Origin of the sequence: Pseudomonas paracarnis (assembly GCF_904063055.1) — a bacterium.
Classification (GTDB): Bacteria; Pseudomonadota; Gammaproteobacteria; order Pseudomonadales; family Pseudomonadaceae; genus Aquipseudomonas; species Aquipseudomonas paracarnis.
The window spans coordinates 123,629-145,796 of sequence record NZ_CAJFCN010000002.1 but is presented as its reverse complement, the minus strand read 5'-3'; the positions used below and the strand labels follow the sequence as shown (position 1 = coordinate 145,796).

The 22,168-nt window shown below is 60.1% G+C and carries 20 protein-coding genes; 9 read left to right on the top strand and 11 right to left on the bottom strand.

The features are described from left to right. Positions 1-87: 87 nt before the first annotated feature. Positions 88-681, bottom strand: coding sequence for a transcriptional regulator BetI (betI, locus tag JMV15_RS05260; RefSeq protein ID WP_003194919.1), 594 nt, complete (start codon positions 679-681; stop codon positions 88-90). A gap of 389 nt (positions 682-1,070) precedes the next feature. Here betI and JMV15_RS05255 point away from each other — a divergent pair, with 389 nt between their 5' ends. Further along, positions 1,071-3,005 carry a BCCT family transporter gene (locus JMV15_RS05255; RefSeq protein WP_224796996.1) on the top strand — a complete coding sequence of 645 codons (1,935 nt, stop codon included), beginning with the start codon at positions 1,071-1,073 and terminating at the stop codon, positions 3,003-3,005. A 157-nt stretch (positions 3,006-3,162) separates the two neighbouring features. Here JMV15_RS05255 and choV read toward each other — a convergent pair whose 3' ends face one another. The 3 genes from choV to JMV15_RS05240 all read right to left on the bottom strand — a co-directional run bounded on the left by choV (position 3,163) and on the right by JMV15_RS05240 (position 6,200). After that, positions 3,163-4,341 (bottom strand): choline ABC transporter ATP-binding protein, encoded by a 1,179-nt coding sequence (gene choV, locus JMV15_RS05250; protein ID WP_014720259.1) that lies wholly within the window; start codon positions 4,339-4,341, stop codon positions 3,163-3,165. Then, positions 4,338-5,183: a choline ABC transporter permease subunit gene (gene choW / locus JMV15_RS05245; RefSeq protein WP_003194913.1), complete on the bottom strand. Its 846-nt coding sequence runs from the start codon at positions 5,181-5,183 to the stop codon at positions 4,338-4,340. Before choW ends, choV begins: the two co-directional genes overlap by 4 nt. 69 nt (positions 5,184-5,252) lie before the next feature. Then, positions 5,253-6,200: a choline ABC transporter substrate-binding protein gene (locus JMV15_RS05240; protein ID WP_019817457.1), complete on the bottom strand. Its 948-nt coding sequence runs from the start codon at positions 6,198-6,200 to the stop codon at positions 5,253-5,255. A 416-nt stretch (positions 6,201-6,616) separates the two neighbouring features. Here JMV15_RS05240 and JMV15_RS05235 point away from each other — a divergent pair, with 416 nt between their 5' ends. Further along, positions 6,617-7,993: an L-serine ammonia-lyase gene (locus JMV15_RS05235; RefSeq protein WP_014720257.1), complete on the top strand. Its 1,377-nt coding sequence runs from the start codon at positions 6,617-6,619 to the stop codon at positions 7,991-7,993. Between the two features lie 528 nt (positions 7,994-8,521). Then, positions 8,522-9,625, top strand: coding sequence for a choline metabolism transcriptional regulator GbdR (gene gbdR, locus JMV15_RS05230; RefSeq protein WP_003194907.1), 1,104 nt, complete (start codon positions 8,522-8,524; stop codon positions 9,623-9,625). 87 nt (positions 9,626-9,712) lie between these two features. Here the strand turns inward: gbdR and JMV15_RS05225 are convergent, their stop codons facing one another. The 5 genes from JMV15_RS05225 to JMV15_RS05205 form a co-directional block, all read right to left on the bottom strand. Further along, the gene (locus tag JMV15_RS05225; protein WP_014720256.1) at positions 9,713-9,976 is read right to left on the bottom strand and encodes a hypothetical protein; all 264 of its coding nucleotides are present in this window, start codon (positions 9,974-9,976) and stop codon (positions 9,713-9,715) included. Between the two features lie 223 nt (positions 9,977-10,199). Continuing rightward, positions 10,200-10,694, bottom strand: coding sequence for a thioesterase family protein (locus tag JMV15_RS05220; protein WP_014720255.1), 495 nt, complete (start codon positions 10,692-10,694; stop codon positions 10,200-10,202). 102 nt (positions 10,695-10,796) lie between these two features. Next, positions 10,797-11,762: an L-carnitine dehydrogenase gene (locus JMV15_RS05215; RefSeq protein WP_014720254.1), complete on the bottom strand. Its 966-nt coding sequence runs from the start codon at positions 11,760-11,762 to the stop codon at positions 10,797-10,799. A gap of 75 nt (positions 11,763-11,837) precedes the next feature. Beyond that, positions 11,838-12,725, bottom strand: a complete 888-nt coding sequence (locus tag JMV15_RS05210) for a BKACE family enzyme (RefSeq protein WP_038451795.1) — start codon at positions 12,723-12,725, stop codon at positions 11,838-11,840. 88 nt (positions 12,726-12,813) lie between these two features. Next, positions 12,814-13,758, bottom strand: coding sequence for a choline ABC transporter substrate-binding protein (locus JMV15_RS05205; protein ID WP_032902304.1), 945 nt, complete (start codon positions 13,756-13,758; stop codon positions 12,814-12,816). Between the two features lie 195 nt (positions 13,759-13,953). Here JMV15_RS05205 and JMV15_RS05200 point away from each other — a divergent pair, with 195 nt between their 5' ends. Next, positions 13,954-14,898 carry a GlxA family transcriptional regulator gene (locus JMV15_RS05200; RefSeq protein ID WP_032902306.1) on the top strand — a complete coding sequence of 315 codons (945 nt, stop codon included), beginning with the start codon at positions 13,954-13,956 and terminating at the stop codon, positions 14,896-14,898. 68 nt (positions 14,899-14,966) lie between these two features. Further along, on the top strand, positions 14,967-16,145 hold the full coding sequence (locus JMV15_RS05195; RefSeq protein ID WP_038451791.1) for an AAA family ATPase: 1,179 nt from the start codon (positions 14,967-14,969) through the stop codon (positions 16,143-16,145). Between the two features lie 31 nt (positions 16,146-16,176). Here the strand turns inward: JMV15_RS05195 and JMV15_RS05190 are convergent, their stop codons facing one another. Then, on the bottom strand, positions 16,177-16,593 hold the full coding sequence (locus JMV15_RS05190; protein ID WP_014720249.1) for a DUF3010 family protein: 417 nt from the start codon (positions 16,591-16,593) through the stop codon (positions 16,177-16,179). Between the two features lie 190 nt (positions 16,594-16,783). Between JMV15_RS05190 and JMV15_RS05185 the strand changes: the two genes are divergently transcribed. Next, positions 16,784-17,746, top strand: coding sequence for a tyrosinase family protein (locus JMV15_RS05185; protein WP_032902308.1), 963 nt, complete (start codon positions 16,784-16,786; stop codon positions 17,744-17,746). Positions 17,747-17,789: 43 nt separating this feature from the next. Here the strand turns inward: JMV15_RS05185 and JMV15_RS05180 are convergent, their stop codons facing one another. Next, positions 17,790-18,191 (bottom strand): lysozyme inhibitor LprI family protein, encoded by a 402-nt coding sequence (locus JMV15_RS05180; RefSeq protein ID WP_014720247.1) that lies wholly within the window; start codon positions 18,189-18,191, stop codon positions 17,790-17,792. Positions 18,192-18,409: 218 nt separating this feature from the next. Here JMV15_RS05180 and JMV15_RS05175 point away from each other — a divergent pair, with 218 nt between their 5' ends. The 3 genes from JMV15_RS05175 (at position 18,410) to dgcA (ending at position 22,072) form a co-directional block, all read left to right on the top strand. Further along, positions 18,410-19,387, top strand: coding sequence for a dipeptidase (locus tag JMV15_RS05175; protein ID WP_014720245.1), 978 nt, complete (start codon positions 18,410-18,412; stop codon positions 19,385-19,387). A gap of 78 nt (positions 19,388-19,465) precedes the next feature. Next, entirely contained in the window at positions 19,466-19,996 is a 531-nt protein-coding gene (locus JMV15_RS05170) for a DUF5943 domain-containing protein (protein WP_008033249.1), read from the top strand. 15 nt (positions 19,997-20,011) lie between these two features. Continuing rightward, a complete protein-coding gene (gene dgcA / locus JMV15_RS05165; RefSeq protein ID WP_003194876.1) occupies positions 20,012-22,072 on the top strand; it encodes a dimethylglycine demethylation protein DgcA in 2,061 nt (686 codons plus the stop codon). Positions 22,073-22,168: the final 96 nt, after the last annotated feature.

Below are 22,168 nucleotides of genomic sequence, written 5' to 3'. Positions count from 1 at the left end.
GGTTGGCGTTACCCGCCGAACAGTGGGCCATGGGGGTGTGGCAACACTGAGCGGCGGACGTTCAGGGGTTGAGCGGTTATGTGTGCTCTAACTCACCTGCTTGGCCAATTGGAAATCCATGTATTCGTAAGCGATCCGTTGCGCCTGCTCCGTGTCGAAAGCGTCTCCCGACAGGGCGCCGCGCAACCACAAACCGTCGATCAGGGCCGCCAGGCCTCGGGCTGCTTTGCGTGCGTGCGGCAGCGGCAGCACTCGGCGGAACTGGCAGCACAGGTTGGAATACAGACGTTGATCGTTGATCCGCTGCAACCTGTGCAATGACGGGTGGTGCATGCTGGTGGCCCAGAAGGCCAGCCAGGTTTTCATTGCCGGGCCATTGACCTGGCTGGCGTCGAAGTTGCCTTCGATGATCACCTGAAGGTGCGCCCGTGGGCTGTCATCCTTCAAGGCACGCCTGCGTTCTTGCACGTTCTCGATCAGCGCATTCATCAGGTAGCGCATCGTCGCTGCGATCAGGCCGTTCTTGTCCTGAAAGTAGTGGCTGATGATGCCGTTCGAGACGCCGGCCAGACGGGCGATCAGCGCAATGCTGGCATCTCCCATCCCGACCCGATCGATGGCCGTCAACGTGGCTTCGATCAACTGCTGGCGGCGTATGGGTTGCATACCGACCTTGGGCATGTAGCACCTCTCCTTAGGCCTGCCGATGGGCGATCCACGTCCGTCGGCTTGAGGGCCAGTCTATTTTGTTTTGATTGAACGTTCAATCAACAAAGAATAAGATCTGCGACAAATGGTCGCTGCCTACAGATGTTTCCTACCTGCGAGCCGCAACCTTCGACACCTGCAAAAACCCTTGAAACAGGCCACTTCAGAGCCTGATCACCGCTTAGGCGGGCTCAAGAATTTTGGGGTGTCTTTATAACACCCGTCCGTCGACTGCCGAAAAATCGATGTCCCGGGATAACCGTTGCCTTGTGTTTCTCTCTCGCACTGCCTGGAGCATCTGCGCCATGAGTTCTGCCTCTCTTATAAAGACCCCACCGGAAAAGGTCCGGGTCAACGGTTGGGTGTTCTACACCTCCACCGCGCTGATTTTGTTGTTGACCGCCATTCTGATCGTCGCCCCGCAGGAGGCCGGGCGCCTGCTCGGTGTCGCACAGGCCTGGCTGTCGAAAAGCTTTGGCTGGTACTACATGGTGGTCATCGCCGCCTACCTGGTGTTTGTGGTCGGCCTGGCGTTTTCGTCCTATGGGAAACTTAAGCTGGGTGCGAAGGACGATACCCCAGACTTCAGCTATGGCGCCTGGGCCGGCATGTTGTTCTCGTCCGGTATCGGCATCTCGCTGTTGTATTTCGGTGCGTCCGAGCCGTTGGACCACTACTTCAACCCGCCCGAAGGCGCTGCCGCCAGCAATGGCGCGGCACGCCAGGCGCTGCAACTGACCTTCCTGCACTGGGGCCTGCACGGCTGGGCGATCTATGCGCTGGTCGGCCTGGCCGTGGCGTACTTTGCGTACCGTCACAACCAACCGCTGGCACTGCGTTCGGCGCTGTACCCGCTGGTGGGCGAGCGTTGGGTGAAGGGCGCGGCGGGGCATGCTGTAGACGGTTTCGGCATGTTCGTGACCCTGCTGGGGCTGGTGACCAACCTGGGGATCGGCTCGATGCAGGTGTCGTCGGGGCTGGAAAACCTGTTCGGCATGGAGCACAGCAATACCAACCTGCTGATCGTGATCATCGTGATGAGCACCGTGGCGACCATCGCCGCCGTGTCGGGTGTGGAAAACGGTATTCGCCGCCTGTCCAACCTCAACATCGTGCTGTTCAGCGGTTTGCTGATCTTCGTGCTGTTGTTCGGCCCTACCTTGCACCTGCTCAATGGCCTGGTGCAGAACACCGGTGATTACCTCAACGGTATCGTGCTGAAAACCTTCGACCTGTATGTGTACGAAGGCGACGGTGCCAAGACCGAACGCTGGATGGGTCTGTGGACTCTGTTCTACTGGGCCTGGTGGATTTCCTGGGCGCCATTTGTGGGCATGTTCATCGCGCGTATTTCCCGTGGTCGTACCGTGCGCGAGCTGGTGGCTGGCGTATTGCTGATCCCGCTGGGCTTTACCCTGGCGTGGCTGTCGATCTTCGGCAACTCGGCCCTGGACCTGGTGTTGAACCATGGGGCGGTGGAGTTGGGCAAGACGGCGCTGGAACAACCGTCCATGGCCATCTACCAACTGCTTGAGCATTACCCGGCGTCGAAAGTGGTGATCGGCGTGTCGATCTTCGTGGGCTTTGTGCTGTTCCTGACCCCGGCGGATTCCGGCGCGGTGATGATGGCCAACCTGTCCTGCAAGGGCGGCAACGTGGATGAAGATGCGCCGCACTGGTTGCGTATCTTCTGGTCGGCGGTGATCACCCTGGTGACCATCGGTCTGCTGTTTGCCGGTAACTTCGAAGCCATGCAAACCATGGTGGTGCTGGCGGGGCTGCCGTTCTCGGTGGTGCTGGTGTTCTTTATGTTCGGTTTGCACAAGGCCATGCGCCAGGACGTGGCCATCGAACAGGAGCAGGCGCAATTGGCTGAACGCGGGCGTCGTGGTTTCAGCGAGCGCTTGAGCGCCCTGGACCTGCAACCGAGCCAGGCCACCGTGCAGCGCTTTATGGACAAGCACGTAACGCCGGCGTTGGAAGAGGCCGCGAGTGCGTTGCGTGATCAGGGCCTGGAAGTGCAGACCCTGCTGGGCAAATCCAAACGCTGCATCGGCGTGCGGATCGAGATGGACGAGGGTAACCCGTTTGTCTACGAAGTGAGCCTGGATGGCTACTCGGCGGCGCCGGCTGACCTGCCTGAAGAAGAGCGCACCCGTTACTACCGTGCCGAGGTGTACCTGCACAACGGGCCGCAGGAGTATGACCTGATGGGCTTCACCCAGGAACAGATCACCCGGGATGTGCTCGATCAGTTTGAAAGCCATCGGCAGCTCCTTGGCCGGGTCTATAGCTGATAATTGAGCTGGCGGCGCCCTCACTGGCGCCGCTGTTGCAAGCATTGAATGCGGTCGAATGTGGGAGCTGGCTTGCCTGCGATAGCAAGGGTGAATCCAACATAGCTATCGCAGGCAAGCCAGCTCCCACATTGACCGCATTCCTTCAGTTGGGGCCTTAGCCCAAGTTCTTGCCTAAGAGGGCATGGTAGAGCTCACTGTCCCCCAGTATCCCCACCACCTTGTTGTTGTCGTGCAGCACCAGCTTGTTGCCTGTCTGGTAGCGAATCTGCAGTGCATCGCGCATACCGATGTTCGAGTCCACCAGCGTCGGTACGCGGCCCAAGCCTTCCACGGCCTGCCCTGGCGCCCAGTTTTGCAGGTTCATCGCCACGCCATTCTGGCGTGCGCCCTGGATGGTGTTGCCTTCGGCCAGGTCCAGCCAGGAGTCGCCACCCGGATCAAGACACACCGAACCGTTCACCCGCTTGCAGTTGTCCAGCGTGCGCATCAGGCTACGTCCGCACAGCACGTTCAGCGGGTTGGTATGCGCGACGAAGGTGCGCACATAGTCGTCCGCCGGGTTCAGTACGATTTCTTCCGGCACGCTGTACTGGATGATCTTGCCGTCTTTCATGATCGCGATACGGCTGCCCAGTTTCAGCGCTTCATCCAGGTCGTGGCTGACGAACACGATGGTCTTGCTCAACTTGCGTTGCAGTTCCAGCAGTTCATCTTGCAAGCCTTGGCGGATCAGCGGGTCGAGGGCCGAGAAGGGTTCGTCCATCAGCAGGATATCGGCGTCCATCGCCAGGGCGCGGGCCAGGCCGACGCGCTGCTGCATGCCGCCGGACAACTCGTCGGGCTTCTTGTTGCGCCATTGGCTCAGGCCCACCAGTTCGAGTTTCTCGTCCACCAGCGTGCGCCGTTCTTTCTCCGGTCGGCCCTGCATTTCCAGGCCGAAGCTGATGTTCTCGCGCACCGTCAACCAAGGCATCAGGGCGAACTTCTGGAACACCATGGCGATGCGTTTGGTGCGCATCATTTTCAGCTCGGCGGGGGTGCAGGAGGCGATGTCGATCTGTCGCCCTTCATGCTCCACAAACAGCTGGCCACGGCTGACGGTATTGAGGCCGTTGATGCAGCGCAGCAAACTGGATTTGCCTGAGCCCGAGAGGCCCATCAGCACACAGATCTCGCCTTTCTCGATATCCAGGCTGGCGTTCTCGACGCCGACGATCTGCCCGGTCTTCTTCAGGATTTCGTTACGGCTCATGCCCTGGTCCAGCAGCTTGAGCGCTTCGCGTGGGTCTTTGGAAAAGATCACGTCGACTTTGTCGAATCGGATAATGCTCATGCATCACCCCCTACTTTAGCGTCGGGTTGTTTGCAGATACGGTCGAGCATGATGGCGAGCAACACAATGGCCAGGCCCGCTTCAAAGCCCAGGGCAATATCGGCGGTGTTGAGTGCGTTGACCACCGGCTTGCCGAGGCCGTCGGCGCCTACCAGGGCCGCGATCACCACCATCGACAACGACAGCATGATGCATTGGGTAATGCCGGCGGCGATGCTCGGCATGGCGTGGGGCAGTTCAATGCGCGAGAGCAACTGGCGGCGCGAGCAGCCAAAGGCCTTGCCGGCGTCCATCAATTCTTGCGGGACGTCGCGGATACCCAGGTAGGTCAGGCGGATCGGCGCGGCAATCGCGAACACCACCGTGGAAATCAACCCAGGCACCACACCCAGCCCGAAGAGGGTCAGGGTAGGGATGAGGTAGACGAAGGTCGGCACGGTCTGCATCAGATCGAGTACCGGCCGCATCATGGTGTAGAACATTGGTTTATGCGCGGCAACAATGCCCAGCGGCACACCGATGACCACGCAGACCAGGGTGGCGAACAGCACCTGTGCGAGGGTTTCCATGGTTTCCTGCCAGTACCCCAGGTTGAGGATCAGCAGGAAGGAGGCGATGACAAAAACAGTCAGTCCCCATTTACGTTGAATAAAGTGAGCCAGCAGCGCAATCAGACCGATCAATGCCAGTGGATTGAACCAGGTCAGCGCAAACGTCACGCCGTGGATCATCGTTTCCAGTGTCGATGCGATTGCGTCGAAGTAGTTGGCACCGTGTTGGGTCAACCAGTCGACGAAGGCAGCGATGTACTGGCCTAGTGGGATTTTCTGTTCAGTCAGCATGGTAGTGAATGTCCACATGCGAAGGGGAAAACATCCCAGGCCAGCGCACCGGCCTGGGGTCAGCGGGTGCTATTTGGCGAGGTAAGCTTTAACGGCATCGAGCCCTGGTTTGCCATCAACGGTGGTGACACCGGCGAGCCAGGTGTCGAGCACTTGCGGGTTCTTCTGCAACCAGGCCTTGGCGGCAGCGTCGGCCTTCATCTTGTCGTCCAGGACGTTCCCCATCAGGGTGCTTTCCATGTCGAGGGTGAACACCAGGTTTTTCAGCAACTGGCCGACGTTGCTGCATTCCTGGGTGTAGCCTTTGCGGGTGTTGGTGTAGATGGTGGCCTGGCCGTAATTGGGGCCGAACGAGTCGTCACCACCGGTCAGGTACTTCATCTTGAAGCGGGTGTTCATCGGGTGCGGTTCCCAGCCGAGGAACACGATGGCCTGGTTGCGCTTGGAAGCGCGTTCAACCTGGGAGAGCATGCCGGCTTCGCTGGATTCGACCACCTTGAAGCCGGCGGTTTTCAGGCCGAAGGCATCTTTGTCGATCAGTGTCTGGATGGTGCGGTTGCCATCGTTGCCCGGCTCGATGCCGTAGATCTTGCCGCCCAGCTCATCCTTGAATTTGGCGATGTCGGCGAAGTCTTTCAGGCCCTTCTCATACAGCGCCTCTGGGACCGCCAGGGTGTACTTGGCGTTCTCCAGGTTGGCGCGCACGGTTTCCACGGTGCCGGCATCACGGTACTGCTTGATGTCGTTTTCCATGGTCGGCATCCAGTTGCCGAGGAAAATGTCCATGTTCTTGCCGTCGGCCAGGGACTTGTAAGTCACAGGTACCGAAATCATCGTGGTGCGCGGCTTGTAGCCCAGGCCCTTGAGGATCTCGCTGGTGGTCGCGGTGGTGACGGTGATGTCGGTCCAGCCGACATCGGAGAAGTTGACGGTCTTGCACTGTTCCGGTTCTGCGGCGTATGCCACGACTGGCAGACTCAGCATGGCGGCCAACAACAACGAGGGTGAACCTTTCATGTGGGTAGACTCCTGTGTCTTTTCTGGCGGCATTCGCCGCGCTTTATAAGTGTTGCGGTTGGAGCGTGCGACAACAGCTCTGGCGCGGTGCCTTGCAAACGAGTCGAGACTGATCATGTACCAGTGAAAATCTGACGCCTACAGGGGGCGTCGTATCCAGTACAGGGAGGGTCGCATCCAGTACCGATGACGTCGCTTACAGGTTTTTCCTAAGGTAAAACTGCTGTTTTTACCCGTCTGCACCGCAAAAAACGGCCAAAACTGGCGTTCGCACGCGAGCGCCGCTGGTGAGCATGAGTGCGTCGGTGTGAGACGCCGTGATGACGAATAAAAGCTTGATGATGCCGCCATCTGGGCGATCTGAGCGTAGCACCTCGTTCAAGCCCGGCCCGTGCTTATCGAGGAGTTTCACGTCAATGGCTATCAGCGTTTTCGACCTGTTCAAGATCGGCATCGGGCCTTCGAGTTCGCACACCGTGGGGCCCATGCGCGCCGCGGCGTTGTTCGTTCAAGGGTTGCGTGAGCGTGGGTGGCTGGAACAGGTGCAGCGTGTCGAAGTGCAACTGTACGGCTCGCTGTCGGCCACCGGCATCGGCCACGGCAGCGACACCGCCACCATCATGGGCCTGATGGGCGAATGGCCAGACGCAATCGACCCCACGCAAATCGGCGCCCGCATTCACACCCTGCGCGAAACCGACACGCTGCTGCTGGACGGGCGTTTGCCGGTGCCCTTTGTGTGGGCGCGGGACATGCGCTTGCTCGACGAAAACCTGCCGTTCCATCCCAACGCCATGACCCTGGTGGTGTTTGGCGAAAACGGCGAGCTGCACCGCGACACCTATTACTCGGTGGGTGGCGGTTTCGTGGTGGATGAAGCCCAGGCCCAAAGCGGTGTGGCGGACATGGACCGTACCGAGCTGCCCTATGATTTTTCCAGTGCCGTGGAGCTGTTGCAGCTGTGCAAGACCCACAACCTGCGTGTTGCCGAACTGATGCTGGCGAATGAAAAAACCTGGCGCAGCGAAGAAGAAATCCGCAGCGGCCTGATGAAACTCTGGCGCGCCATGCAAGATTGCGTGGAGCAGGGCCTCAAGCACGAAGGTATCCTGCCCGGCGGCTTGAACGTGCGCCGTCGCGCTGCCAAGTTACACCGCAGCTTGCAGGAGCTGAACAAGCCCAATGTGATCGGCTCGACCTTGAGCGCCATGGAATGGGTCAACCTGTTCGCCCTGGCGGTCAACGAAGAAAACGCCGCCGGTGGGCGCATGGTCACGGCGCCCACCAATGGCGCAGCGGGAATCATCCCGGCGGTGTTGCACTACTTTATGAAGTTCAGCGAAGAAGTCACCGAAGCCAACGTGGTCGACTACCTGCTGGGCGCGGCGGCGGTGGGCATCCTGTGTAAAAAGAACGCCTCGATTTCCGGTGCCGAAGTCGGTTGCCAGGGCGAGGTCGGTTCCGCGTGCGCCATGGCAGCAGCCGGGTTGGCTGAAATCCTCGGCGCCACGCCGGAGCAACTGTGCAACGCCGCCGAAATCGGCCTGGAACATAACCTCGGCCTGACCTGCGACCCGGTGGGCGGCCTGGTGCAAGTGCCGTGTATCGAGCGCAACGCAATTGCGGCGGTGAAGGCGATCAATGCGGCGCAAATGGCGTTGCGGGGCGATGGCCAGCACTTCATCTCGTTGGACCGGGTGATCCGCACCATGCGTGATACCGGGGCCGATATGCATGACAAGTACAAAGAGACATCACGAGGTGGGTTGGCGGTGAGTGCGGTTGAATGTTGAGTCAGTGACATGATCGTTCCCACGCTCCGCGTGGGAATGCCGCCCCGGACGCTCCGCGTCCCAGGGGTGACGCAGAGCGTCACAGGATGCATGCCCACGCAGAGCGTGGGAACGAGCTGAACAGAGGAGCACCATTGCTCACAAAGTGAACACCCCAGCCAAAATCGCCACCTTTTAGCGCGTCGCAAATAGATAAGTAGCTTCCGAACGAATTTCTCCACGATCACACGCCTGATGTGCTTTGGGTGACAGACTTCTCCTAAGCCCGCAAAGCGCCTTCCCACAAGTGCTACCGATCTGCTCACACCCCTTGAACCTCGCCCGTTATGCGTCATATCCCGCACTTCACGCGTGGGCTCATATAGACGCATAAACAGGTCGTTTTCAGGAGTTCTTGAATAGCCATTCAATTTTAGGCATGGCATTTGCTCTATCAGTTTCAAAGCCTCGCCTTTCCAGGACGAGTGCAATAACAAGAGCCTCGCCTGAGGCCACCACCCGCTTTGTGTGATGTGAGGAGATACCGCGATGACGTCGACCAACTCCGGGGCCCAACCCCAGAACCGTGCGCCTCAATCCATCGGCTTTTTGCTGCTGGACAATTTCACGCTGATTTCCCTGGCGTCAGCCGTGGAGCCACTGCGCATGGCCAACCAGCTGTCCGGCCGCGAGCTGTATCGCTGGACAACCCTGAGTGTCGACGGCAACCAGGTGTGGGCCAGTGATGGCCTGCAAATCACACCCGATGCCTCCATGCACAAAGCCCCCGTCCTGGACACGGTCATCGTGTGCGGCGGCGTCGGTATCCAGCGCACCGTCACCCGTGAACATGTGTCGTGGCTGCAAAGCCAGGCACGCCAGTCTCGTCGCCTTGGCGCGGTGTGCACCGGCAGCTGGGCCCTGGCCTGCGCCGGCTTGCTCGATGGCTTTGATTGCAGCGTGCACTGGGAATGCCTGGCGTCGATGCAGGAAGCCTTCCCGCGGGTGGCCATGAGCACGCGTCTGTTCACCCTCGATCGCAACCGCTTCACCAGCTCCGGTGGCACCGCGCCCCTGGACATGATGTTGCACCTGATCAGCCGCGACCACGGCCGTGAATTGTCGGCCGCCATCTCCGAGATGTTCGTGTACGAACGCATCCGCAACGAACAGGATCACCAGCGTGTGCCGCTCAAGCACATGCTTGGCACCAACCAGCCGAAGCTGCAAGAAATCGTCGCGCTGATGGAAGCCAACCTCGAAGAGCCGATCGACCTGGACGAACTGGCGGTGTATGTCGCCGTGTCGCGCCGGCAGTTGGAGCGGCTGTTCCAGAAATACCTGCACTGCTCGCCGTCGCGTTATTACCTCAAGCTGCGCCTGATTCGTGCACGGCAACTGCTCAAGCAGACCCCCATGTCGATCATCGAGGTCGCCTCGGTGTGCGGGTTTGTGTCCACGCCGCACTTTTCCAAGTGCTACCGCGAATACTTCGGCATTCCGCCACGGGATGAACGCGTAGGCTCCAACACCACCCAGCAAGTGGCGATGATGCCGATTCCGCCGGCACTGGTGTTGTCACCGTTGTCGGGGCCGATGTCGGCGTTGAGCCAGGCGCGCAATGAGTCGACCTTTGCCAGTGTAAGGCTCTAGACCGAGCCGTCTGCATCGCAGGCAAGCCAGCTCCCACCTTGGAACGCGTTCCCCTGTGGGAGCTGGCTTGCCTGCGATAGCGGTATTTCAGGCGCCAGAGTTCTGTTTGAACTGCATCAGCGCCGGCAGCAACTGCTTGTCGATCGCCTGCCTCACCGCCGGCAAAATCGTCGCGCTGCCGCTGTACATCTGTTCCACCATGCCCTTGAGCGCCTTGGCCCGCGCTTCGCTCAACCCGCGCACCGCACATTCGCAAGCCTGCTCGGCGGTAGCGCCGCTGGACACGTCAAAACCCAGTGAGCGCAGTTGGCTCAGCAGGTCATCCTGGTCAATCAAATCCGCGTGCATCATGACGGTCATCCTGGTGTAGAAAGCGGGAATTGACTTGGATTCTGGTAGGCCCCAGGACTGGCGGCAAGGGCAGAATCCACCGATGGCTCGGATGGCTATGAACAGGTCGTTTTCGAGGTGCTTGACCCGGCCCGTAACGGGCACACTGAACCCAGGCACGCAGCTTGAAGGTTTGGTCACCCTCGAATGCACGGCTCACACAAAGCACTCTGCCCCGATCCCGTCACGGCTGGATCGGGGCTTTTTTTTGCGCGGGCAGCCCGATCACCCGGCCGAGTAGGGCTGGCCGGGGTAGATCGGCGTGTGCCTGGCTGAGAGCGATGAGTTTTTCCAGGGTCGCGCCGGCAAACGGCGCCGACTGCGGCCCGGCCAGATCGACATGCAGCAGCATCTGTTCGTTACCCGCCAACTCGCGCTCTTCGCCCACAAGGTGCAGGCTGTGATAGAGGTGCAGGCGCTTGGCGTCGTGGGCGATCAGTTGGGTATGCACCTCAACCTCGGCGCCGAGCTTTACCTCATGCAGGTAGTTCAGGTGCAACTCTAGGGTGAACAGCGAGTGGCCGCTGGCTTCGCGGTTTTCGCTGTCCAGCCCCAGGGTGTCCATCAGCGCATCGGTGGCGTAGCTGAAGATCAGCAGGTAGAACGCGTCACGCAGATGGCCGTTGTAGTCAACCCAGTCGGGCAGGATTTTGGTGGTGTAGGTGGTCAGTGCGGGCATGGCATGAATCCAATTTGGTATGCGGTCAAATGTGGGAGCTGGCTTGCCTGCGATAACAAGGGTGAGGCCACCGCCATCGCAGGCAAGCCAGCTCCCACGGGGTTATTCGGCGAAGCTCATGCCGTGCTTGGCCTTGGTTGTTTTTACGGCTTCCAGCACCGCCAGCAGGCAGTCATCACGATAGCGCTCCAGCGCCGAGATGCTGCGGTTACCCAACTGCTCAGCGGTGCCATCGACCACATCATCAATCAGCTTTTCAGTCAATTCAGGCGCCGGTAGATAAGTCCACGGCAACTGCAACGCCGGGCCGAACTGTGCCATGAAGTGGCGCATGCCGGCATCGCCACCCGCCAGCGTGTAAGTGAGGAAGGTGCCCATGAACGACCAGCGCAACCCGGCACCAAAACGAATGGCATCGTCGATTTCGCCGGTGGTCGCCACCCCGTCATTGACCAGGTGCAGCGCCTCTCGCCACAGCGCTTCCAGCAGGCGGTCAGCAATAAACCCAGGCACTTCCTTGCGTACATGCAGCGGGCGCATGCCGAGGGATTCATACACGCTGATTGCTGCCTGGATCGCCTCTGGCGCGGTGTTTTTACCGCCCACTACCTCTACCAACGGCAACAGGTAGACCGGGTTAAAGGGGTGGCCGACCACGCAGCGTTCCGGGTGGGTAGAGCCCTCATAGAACTCGCTGGGCAATAGCCCGGAGGTGCTCGAACCAATCAAGGCATTCGGCTTGGCCGCGGCGCTGATCTGGCTGTGCAATTGCAGCTTCAACTCCAGGCGTTCGGGAGCGCTTTCCTGGATGAAGTCGGCGTCTTTTACGCAGTCTTCGATGGTAGCGACAAAGCGCAGGCGGTCCTGGGAGGCGCCGGGCGCCAGGCCCTGTTGTTCAAGGGCGCCCCAGGCGTTGGCGACGCGTTTACGCAAGGCCGCCTCGGCACCGGGGGCGGGGTCCCAGGCCACTACATCCAGGCCATGGGCAAGAGCACGGGATACCCAGCCGCTGCCGATGACACCGCTGCCCAACGCAGCAAAGGTTTTGATTTCGGTGATAAAGCGCATGGCGACATTCCTGAAAAGTTCGGTAATTCCTTGTGGGAGCCGGGCTTGCTCCCACAGGGTTGTGTGGTGTCTGTGTTAGCCGCGTGGGGTCAGGCCCATCTTGATGCGGCCTTCGGCTGGGGTCAGGACCCGTGCGCCCAACCGGCTGAGAGTTTCACTGGCGCGTTCCACCAGTTGGCCATTGGTGGCGAGCACGCCCTTGTCCAGCCACAGGTTATCCTCCAGGCCCACCCGTACGTTGCCCCCCAACAGCACCGCTTGCGCGGCCATTGGCATTTGCATGCGACCAATCCCGAACCCTGCCCACACCGCGTCGGCGGGCAGGTTGTCGACCATGGCTTTCATGGTGGTGGTGTCGGCCGGTGCGCCCCAGGGAATGCCCAGGCACAGTTGGAACAGCGGGTTATCCAGCAGTCCTTCCTTGATCATCTGCTTGGCGAACCACAGGTGGCCGGTATCGAAAATTTCCAGCTCAGCCTTTACGCCCAATTCCTGGATACGTCTGGCGCCAGCCCGCAGTTGCGCCGGGGTGGACACGTAAATGGTGTCGCCATCGCCGAAGTTCAGCGTGCCGCAGTCCAGGGTGCAGATTTCCGGCAGCAGTTCTTCAACATGGGCCAGGCGGGTCAGCGGGCCGACCAGGTCGGTATTGGGCCCGAACTCCATGGGATTCTCGCCGCCACCGATCTCCAGGTCGCCACCCATGCCGGCGGTGAGGTTGACGATGATGTCGATGTCGGCCTCGCGGATGCGCTCCATCACTTCGCGGTACAGCGCGACGTCGCGACTGAACTTGCCGGTCTCGGGGTCGCGTACGTGGCAATGCACGACCGTGGCGCCGGCCTTGGCGGCCTCCACGGCAGCGGCGGCGATTTGTTTGGGTGTGACCGGCACGTGGGGGCTTCTGGCGGTCGTGTCGCCAGCACCGGTGAGTGCGCAGGTGATGATGACGTCGTGGTTCATGATGCGGTTCCTTACAGGCGGGTGATTTCAAGGCGCAGGGCGCCGTGTCGCGGCCTGGAGCGGCTGCGACACGGTGGTCCAAATAGGGTTATTTGCGGGTCAGTTGCAGGTTGGCAGCAGCCGGCTTGCCGTCGAAGGTGGTCACACCCTCCAGCCAGCGCGCCTGGTCTTGTGGGTGATCCTTGAGCCACTGCTTGGCGGACTCGATGGCGTCCTTGTGATCCAGCAGCGGTTGCATCATGCGGCTCTCGTCGGCGGCGGTGAACGTCAGGTTGGTCAGCAACTTATGCACGTTGGGGCACTGCTCGGCGTAGGCCGGCGCGGTCACGGTCCATACGGTGGCCATGCCTTCGTTCGGGCCCAGGGCATCTTCGCTGCCGGTGAGGTAAGTCATCGCCACATTGACGTTCATCGGGTGCGGCGCCCAACCAAAGAACACCACGGCTTCCTTGCGGCGCACGGCACGGTCCACGGCCGCCAACATGCCGGCTTCGCTGGACTCCACCAACTGGAACTTGCCCAGGCCGAACTGGTTCTTGGCGATCATCGCCTTGATCTGCGTATTGGCGCCCGAGCCCGGCTCGATGCCATAAATCTTGCCGCCCAGCTCTTTCTCGAACTTGGCGATGTCGGCAAAGGTTTTCAGGCCCTTGTCCGCCAGGTAGGTGGGTACTGCCAGGGTGGCGCGGGCGTCTTGCAGGCTGGGTTTTTCGAGGACCTTGACTTGCTTGGCGTCGACGAACGGTGTGATGGTCTGGGTCATCAGCGGGTTCCAGTAGCCAAGGAACAGGTCCAGGCGCTGATCACGTATACCGGCAAAGATGATTTGCTGGGACGCGCTGGTTTGTTTGGTTTTGTAGCCCAGGCCGTCGAGCAGTACTTGAGCCATGGCGCTGGTGGCGATGACGTCAGTCCAGTTCACCACGCCCATGCGCACGTTCTGGCAAGAAGCGGCGTCCGCTGCCATGACGGTGTTACTCAAGATGGCGCTGGCGCTGAGTGCGAGTGCGCAGCGGCTGATCAGTCGGTTCATGGGTGGAGCCCTCGGCAGGTCGTTATTGTGGGTGCCGGCGTCTTTGTGCGCCGTGGGATCACGTTACGCAGCTTGGCGCCCCGCAAAGCGCACGGCGGCGACCCGCTCTTGCACTGCAGCGACCTGTGCTCTTGAATGGCCGGTTGAACTGGCGTATCACAGTGACCACGCTGCCCGTCCGACGAGAGCGCCACCATGTTCCAGGATGTCTATTTCTTGCTGATGCCGGGTTTCTCGGCCCTCGGTTTTATCTCCGCGCTGGAACCGTTGCGCGTGGCCAATCGCTTTCGCGGCGAGCTGTACCGCTGGCACATCTTGAGTGCCGATGGCGGCGCGGTACTGGCGAGCAACGGCATGTCGGTCAACGCCGACGCCGCGCTTGAACCATTGAAAAAAGGCGCGACTTTACTGGTGGTGGCTGGCTTCGAACCCCTGCAGTTCGCCACGCCCGCCCTGGAGCATTGGCTGCGCCGCCTCGACCATGAGAGTGTGACTCTTGGTGCCATCGACACCGGCGCCTGCGTGTTGGCCGAAGCGGGCCTGCTTGACGGCCACCGCCTGACCTTGCACTGGGAAGCCATCGACGCCTTCAAGGAGGCCTATCCGCACCTGAGCGTGACCCAGGAACTGTTCGAAATCGACCGGCGCCGCATCACCTGCGCCGGCGGGACCGCGTCCATCGACTTGATGCTCGATCTCATCGCCCAGGCCCACGGCCCGGAGCTGGCGATCCAGGTTTCCGAGCAATTCGTACTTGGCCGCATCCGCCCCCGCAAGGACCACCAGCGCATGCAGATCGCCACGCGCTACGGCATCAATAACAAGAAACTGGTGCAGGTGATCGGCGAAATGGAACAGCACACCGAACCGCCCCTGAGCACCTTGGCCCTGGCCGAAACGATCAAGGTCACCCGACGCCAACTGGAGCGGCTGTTTCGCCTGCACCTGAATGACACCCCCAGTAATTTCTACCTGGGCCTGCGCCTGGAAAAAGCCCGAAAACTGCTGCGCCAGAGCGACATGAGCGTGCTGGAAGTGAGTATTGCGTGCGGGTTTGAGTCACCGTCGTATTTCACCAGGAGCTATCGCGCAAGGTTTGCCAAATGCCCGCGGGAGGATCGGCGACGGGAGGTGGTTTGACGGACAATTATAGTCAATTATACTCTTGGCTATAATTTATAGTCATTTCCATAATTGAGTATAAAACCATGTCCAAGCACAGCGGCTTTGTGTTTCGCCGCCCCACCCTGGCAAGCAGTATTGCCGATGGCCTGGTGGGGGCCGGTATTCAGGATTTCACCTCCGGCCTGTTTCTCGCGGCGCCCCGACGCACGGGCAAAAGCACTTTTCTGCGCGAAGACCTGATTCCGGAATGTCAGCTGCGGGGCTGGCTGGCGGTGTATGTCGACCTGTGGGCCGACAAGGAAAAAGACCCCGCCGAGCTGATCGCGAGTGCCATTGCGGGGGCATTGGTGCCGTTTGAAAAGGGTATTCGCAAACTGGCAAAAAACATTGGCATCGAGAAACTAAGCTTTCTGCGTACGCTTTCCTGGGACTTTACCAAGCCACAATTGCCTGTCGGTGCGACGCTGACCCAAGCGTTGGAATTGCTCCATAGGGCTGCAGAAAAACCCGTTGTACTGGTGATTGACGAAGCACAGCACGCATTAACCACCGAGTCAGGTATCAATGCGATGTTCGCGTTGAAGGCTGCCCGGGATCAGCTCAACCAAGGCCGTGACGAGGAGGGCAGCGGTTTGCGCCTGGTGTTTACCGGATCCAATCGCGACAAACTCGCCCATTTGGTATTGGGTAAAAGCCAGCCATTCTTCGGTTCCAGCATCACGCCGTTTCCGCTGCTGGGCAAAGCGTTCACCCAGGCCTACACCGTGCACCTCAACGCGCACCTGGCCCAGAACAACCAATTCAACGCGGCTGATATTGATGAGGCGTTTGAGCGGGTAGGTCGGCGTCCCGAGATGTTGCGCACGATCATCGGTGAAGTCGCATTGGAGTTGGGCGAGGCGAGCAATCTTGGCCAACTGCTGCACAGTCGCGCAGAATTGCTGCGCGCGGGTGTATGGACCGAGTTCGAAAGCGCCTGGAACGCCCTGACCATCCCGCAGCGCGCCGTGCTGGAGGTGATGGTGGAGCGTTCTCAAAACAACGAACCCTTCGCGCCATTCACCGATAGCACCCTCACGGCGGTCAGCAAGGCGCTGGAAAAGATGGGTAGCGACGTGGTGCCGGGTACCCAGACCATCCAAGCCTGCATCGATGCCCTGCGCGACAAGGAACTGGTGTGGAAGTCGAGCCGAGGCGGCTATGCCCTGGAGGACAACACCTTCGGTGACTGGCTGCAACACAAGAGCCTTACACCGCGCTAAAAGGCCGGCTTCTAACGAGAGCGGAGGTGGTTTATTTCTTTACCAGGGCCGAGCATGCCGCCTTGTAGGCTTCATGCTGATACTTGTTAAGCGTCGCTGGCAGATCAAAGGTGTGCTTTTTGTTCTGCGCATTGATGGTCTGCGGCGACAACAGCGTCACCTCCACCCCCTCCAGCAGTTGAAGCACCCCTTCAATCTTGAACGTCGTTGGGCCACCGGCGAATTCACCTTTTTTGCTGCGCTTCTTGATGGCGATGCGAGTGATGGCGTTGTCCTGCACAAACGCTTTCACCTGAGCGGCGAAGGCTTTGACGTTGGCCGCTTCATCGTCATCGTCGAGGGCGATTTTCTTGGTCGCCAGGGCGACGTGGGTCAGCGCCTGGTTGTCCAGGGCGGCGAGGGCGATGATGGCTTCGCTGCCTTTGATTTCGATGCCGCAAATAATCATGGCGTTGCCTTGAGCAGGAAAAGAGGGCACGGATGGTAACAGGCTCGGTTCGTTCGAGAGGAGCTGACCATCCGTCGGAGATAGTGCTGATACTGTCAGATCTGACAGTAGATCTTGATGGGTTCCCCAACTAGATTCGCAGCAGGGGCCGGTACGCGGTCCCATGTTTTTGCGACGAGGCGGGCGGGCAATGAATATTCGCAAGGAAATTCGAAAACTGAGCGGGCCTGAACGGCTAGCGTTTACCAATACGCTGTTGGCCCTTAAGGGTAATGGCGGATACGACAAGTATGTGCATTGGCATCACGCAGTGATGGTACCTACCGTTCACCCTGATGAACCCCAAGATCCCGACTATCGTAATGGCGCCCACTTGGGGCCGGCTTTTTTACCCTGGCATCGTGAAATGTTGTTGCAGTTGGAAGCCGACCTTCAGGCCATCACGCCCGGTATCACGCTGCCTTACTGGGATTGGACATTGGACGCGGCAGACCCGACGAATTCGCCGGTGTGGGAGCAAAGCCTGCTGGGGGGTGACGGTGACGCTGCCGATGAATTCAGGGTGCAGGATGGACCCTTCGCGTACCGATACGGCAATTGGCCGGTGCCTGCCTATCCGGAAGATGGGCTGCCGGGGGCGGGGTTGAAGCGCCAGTTCTCACGTTTGGTCAACTCGCTGCCGACGGCCGCGGACTTGCAGATGGCAATGAATGAAGAGCTGTATGACGAGCCGAACTACACGTCGAGTCCGTTCAATAGAGGCTTTAGAAACCGACTCGAAGGCTGGATCACTCAGAAGGGCGACCCGCAAGTCACCACCCCTGGTTCTCAATTGCACAACCGCGTCCATTTATGGATTGGCGGCAACATGCTGGCGATGACCTCGCCCGAAGATCCAGTATTTTTTCTGCATCATTGTTTCATCGACAAAATCTGGGCCGACTGGCAGGCGCAAATGATGCTGGATAAGCCCGCACTGGCGCCTCATTACTGCCCGATGCAGGATGGCCCCACCGGGCATAATTACGATGATGTGATCAAGCCCTGGACTCGTCGTATCCGTGAGGTGATGGATATCACCGCGCTGGGGTATGCCTACGAGCCAGCCTCACCCTTGACCAAAAGGCCGTTCAAGTCACCTTTCATGGCTTGAGCGTGGCGCAGCCCTTTGCGCGGCCTGGTCGCGTGAAGGGTGTTTACTCCTGCCCAATCGACTCCAAAAACTCCGACCGCTCATCACTCATCCGCGCCAGGCAGTCGTTGTGCGCAATCGCATAGGCCTTGGTGCCGGTGACTGCCGGGAAGGTGTCCACCGCACAATCGGCATCCCGCAGTTTTTCCCACTTTTGCTGCGCGTCCTTCAGACGGGCGGTAATGTCCGCCAGTTTGGTCTTGTCGCTGCCGTAGGTCGAACCCATGCGCTCCAGTAACCCCTGATAGTTATCCTTGAGCAATTGCTCGGCGGTGGTTTTGTTATAGGTGGCGCATTCCAGGGTTTGCTGGTCGTTCTCGATGCCGTCGCACGGCGTGCTGTCGGTGTCTTCGGCCGCGTGGGCGGTGGTTGCGATGAGTGCCAAAGCCAGGAAAATCGATTTCATTGCGCCGTCTCATATCACGTGATGCGCAATTCTGGCTCAAGCGTAAGACAAAGAACAGCCGCCAGTCAGGCATGTCTGCATAGCCTTTGTCGTGGATTGACGCTTTCGGCAATTCCCCTGTCGTTTTTGCACCCGGCTCCGTCGGTGCCTGGGCATATGCTGGCCCCAAAGCGCCGGCAGACGATTCGGCGCATGAATCGCCAATAAGGGGACGCCTGATGAGCCCAGCCGAGTTGCACGCCGACAGCATCGTTATCGACGGTCTGATTATTGCCAAGTGGAACCGCGACCTGTTCGAAGACATGCGCAAAGGTGGCCTCACCGCCGCCAACTGCACGGTGTCGGTGTGGGAAGGCTTCCAGGCCACGATCAATAACATTGTCGCCAGCCAGACCCTGATCCGTGAGAACAGCGACCTGGTGATCCCGGTGAAAACCACCGCTGACATCCGCCGCGCCAAGGAGCAGGGCAAGACTGGCATCATCTTCGGTTTCCAGAATGCCCATGCCTTTGAGGACCAGCTCGGCTATGTCGAGATCTTCAAGCAGCTCGGCGTTGGCGTGGTGCAGATGTGCTACAACACCCAGAATCTGGTGGGCACCGGTTGCTATGAGCGCGATGGCGGCCTGTCGGGTTTCGGTCGTGAGATTGTCGGCGAGATGAACCGCGTCGGCATCATGTGCGACCTGTCCCACGTGGGCTCCAAGACCAGCGAAGAGGTCATCCTCGAATCGAAAAAGCCAGTGTGCTACTCGCACTGCCTGCCGTCCGGGCTTAAAGAGCACCCGCGCAACAAGTCCGATGAAGAGCTGAAGTTCATCGCCGACCATGGCGGTTTTGTCGGCGTGACCATGTTTGCGCCGTTCCTGGCCAAGGGCATCGACTCGACCATCGACGACTACGCCGAAGCCATCGAATACACCATGAATATCGTCGGTGAAGACGCCATCGGCATTGGCACCGACTTCACCCAGGGCCATGGCCAGGATTTCTTCGAAATGCTCACCCATGACAAGGGCTACGCCCGCCGCTTGACCAGCTTCGGCAAGATCATCAACCCGCTTGGCATCCGCACCGTGGGTGAGTTCCCCAACCTCACCGAGACCCTGCTCAAGCGCGGCCACAGCGAGCGCGTGGTGCGCAAGATCATGGGCGAGAACTGGGTCAACGTGCTCAAGGACGTCTGGGGCGAATAAGCCACTGCTCGCTTAATCCTTCACCCGCCGCCATCCGCGTGGCGGGCATCAAAACGAATTTTCTGGAGTTAAGTTTCCATGGCCAAGATCGCCCCGCAATTGCCAATTGAAGTCGACAGCGAAACCGGTGTCTGGACCTCCGACGCCCTGCCGATGCTGTATGTGCCACGCCACTTCTTCGTCAACAACCACATGGGTATCGAAGAAGTGCTGGGCGCTGATGCCTACGCCGAGATCCTCTACAAGGCCGGCTACAAATCCGCCTGGCACTGGTGTGAAAAAGAAGCTGAATGCCACGGCCTGGAAGGCGTCGCAGTGTTCGAGCACTACATGAAGCGCCTGTCGCAACGCGGCTGGGGCCTGTTCAAGATCCAGGACATCGACCTGGATAAAGGCACCGCTAGCGTCAAGCTGGAACACTCGGCGTTCGTCTACGTGTACGGCAAGGTCGGCCGCAAGGTGGACTACATGTTCACCGGCTGGTTTGCCGGCGCCATGGACCAGATCCTTCAAGCGCGTGGCAGCAAGATTCGCACTGTCGCCGAACAAGTCTACGGAGGCTCCGAAGAGGGCCACGATGATGGTTTGTTCACCGTCAAACCGTTGTAAGCCGAGGACCGTGCCATGGCTTTCGAAGCAATGTTCCAGCCGATCCAGATCGGCAAACTGACCATCCGCAACCGCGTGCTCAGTACTGCGCATGCCGAGGTGTATGCCACCGACGGCGGCATGACCACCGACCGCTATGTGAAGTACTACGAAGAGAAAGCCAAGGGCGGTATTGGCCTGGCGATCTGCGGTGGCTCCTCCGTGGTGGCCATCGACAGCCCGCAGGAATGGTGGGCGTCGGTGAACCTGTCCACCGACCGCATCATCCCGCACTTCCAGAATCTGGCCGATGCCATGCACAAGCATGGCGCCAAGATCATGATCCAGATTACCCACATGGGCCGGCGTTCGCGTTGGGACGGCTTCAACTGGCCGACCCTGATGTCGCCGTCCGGCGTGCGTGAGCCGGTGCACCGTGCCACCTGCAAAACCATCGAGCCGGAAGAAATCTGGCGTGTGATTGGCAACTACGCCCAGGCTGCGCGTCGGGCCAAGGCCGGTGGCCTGGACGGGGTGGAGTTGTCGGCTGTGCACCAGCACATGATCGACCAGTTCTGGAGCCCGCGGGTCAACAAGCGTACCGACGAGTGGGGCGGCAGCTTCGAGGGCCGCATGAAGTTCGGCCTGGAAGTGTTGAAGGCCGTGCGTGCCGAAGTGGGGGATGACTTCTGCGTGGGCATGCGCCTGTGCGGCGACGAGTTCCACCCGGACGGCTTGTCCCACGAGGACATGAAGCAAATCGCCAAGTATTACGACGACACCGGCATGCTCGATTTCATCGGCGTGGTGGGCTCGGGTTGCGACACCCACAACACCCTGGCCAACGTCATCCCGAACATGAGCTACCCGCCGGAACCGTTCCTGCACCTGGCGGCCGGCATCAAGGAAGTGGTCAAGGTTCCGGTGCTGCACGCGCAGAACATCAAGGACCCGAACCAGGCCACGCGTATTCTGGAAGGCGGCTATGTGGACATGGTCGGCATGACCCGTGCGCACATCGCCGACCCGCACCTGATCGCCAAGATCAAGATGGGCCAGATCGACCAGATCAAGCAGTGCGTGGGCGCCAACTACTGCATCGACCGCCAGTACCAGGGCCTGGATGTGCTGTGCATCCAGAACGCTGCGACCTCCCGTGAATACATGGGCGTGCCGCACATCATCGAGAAGTCCACCGGGCCCAAGCGCAAGGTGGTTGTAGTGGGCGCCGGCCCGGCCGGGATGGAAGCCGCGCGCGTGGCGGCTGAACGTGGCCACGACGTGACGCTGTTCGAGAAAAAGGAGTTTATCGGCGGGCAAATCACCACGGCATCGAAAGCGCCGCAACGTGACCAGATCGCCGGTATCACTCGTTGGTATCAACTGGAGCTGGCGCGTTTGAAAGTCGACCTGCGCCTGGGTGTTGCAGCCGATGCCGAGACCATCCTGGACGTGCGTCCGGACGTGGTGGTGCTGGCGGTGGGCGGGCACCCGTTCATCGAGCAGAACGAACACTGGGGCGCCGCCGAAGGCTTGGTAGTGAGCAGTTGGGACGTGCTCGACGGCAAGGTGCTGCCTGGCAAGAACGTGCTGGTGTACGACACCATCTGTGAATTCACCGGGATGTCGGTGGCCGACTTCCTGGCCGACAAAGGCAGCCAGGTGGAGATCGTCACCGACGACATCAAGCCAGGCGTGGCAATCGGCGGTACGTCGTTCCCCACGTACTACCGCAGCATGTACCCCAAGGAAGTGATCATGACCGGCGACATGATGCTGGAAAAGGTCTACCGCGAGGGCGACAAGCTGGTGGCCGTGCTGGAAAACGAATACACCGGCGCCAAAGAGGAGCGGGTGGTGGACCAGGTGGTGGTGGAGAACGGCGTGCGTCCGGACGAGGCCATTTACTACGGGCTCAAGGAAGGTTCGCGCAACAAGGGCCAGATCGACGTTGAAGCGCTGTTTGCGATCAAGCCGCAGCCATGCTTGAGCGAGGCGGGCGAGGGGTACTTGCTGTTCCGCATTGGTGACTGTGTGGCCCAGCGCAACACCCACGCCGCCATCTATGACGCCCTGCGCTTGTGCAAGGATTTCTGACGCACCTGATCGTTCCCACGCTCTGCGTGGGAATGCCGCCCTGGACGCTCCGCGTCTGCTTTTAAGGTCGTGACGCAGAGCGTCACAGGATGCATG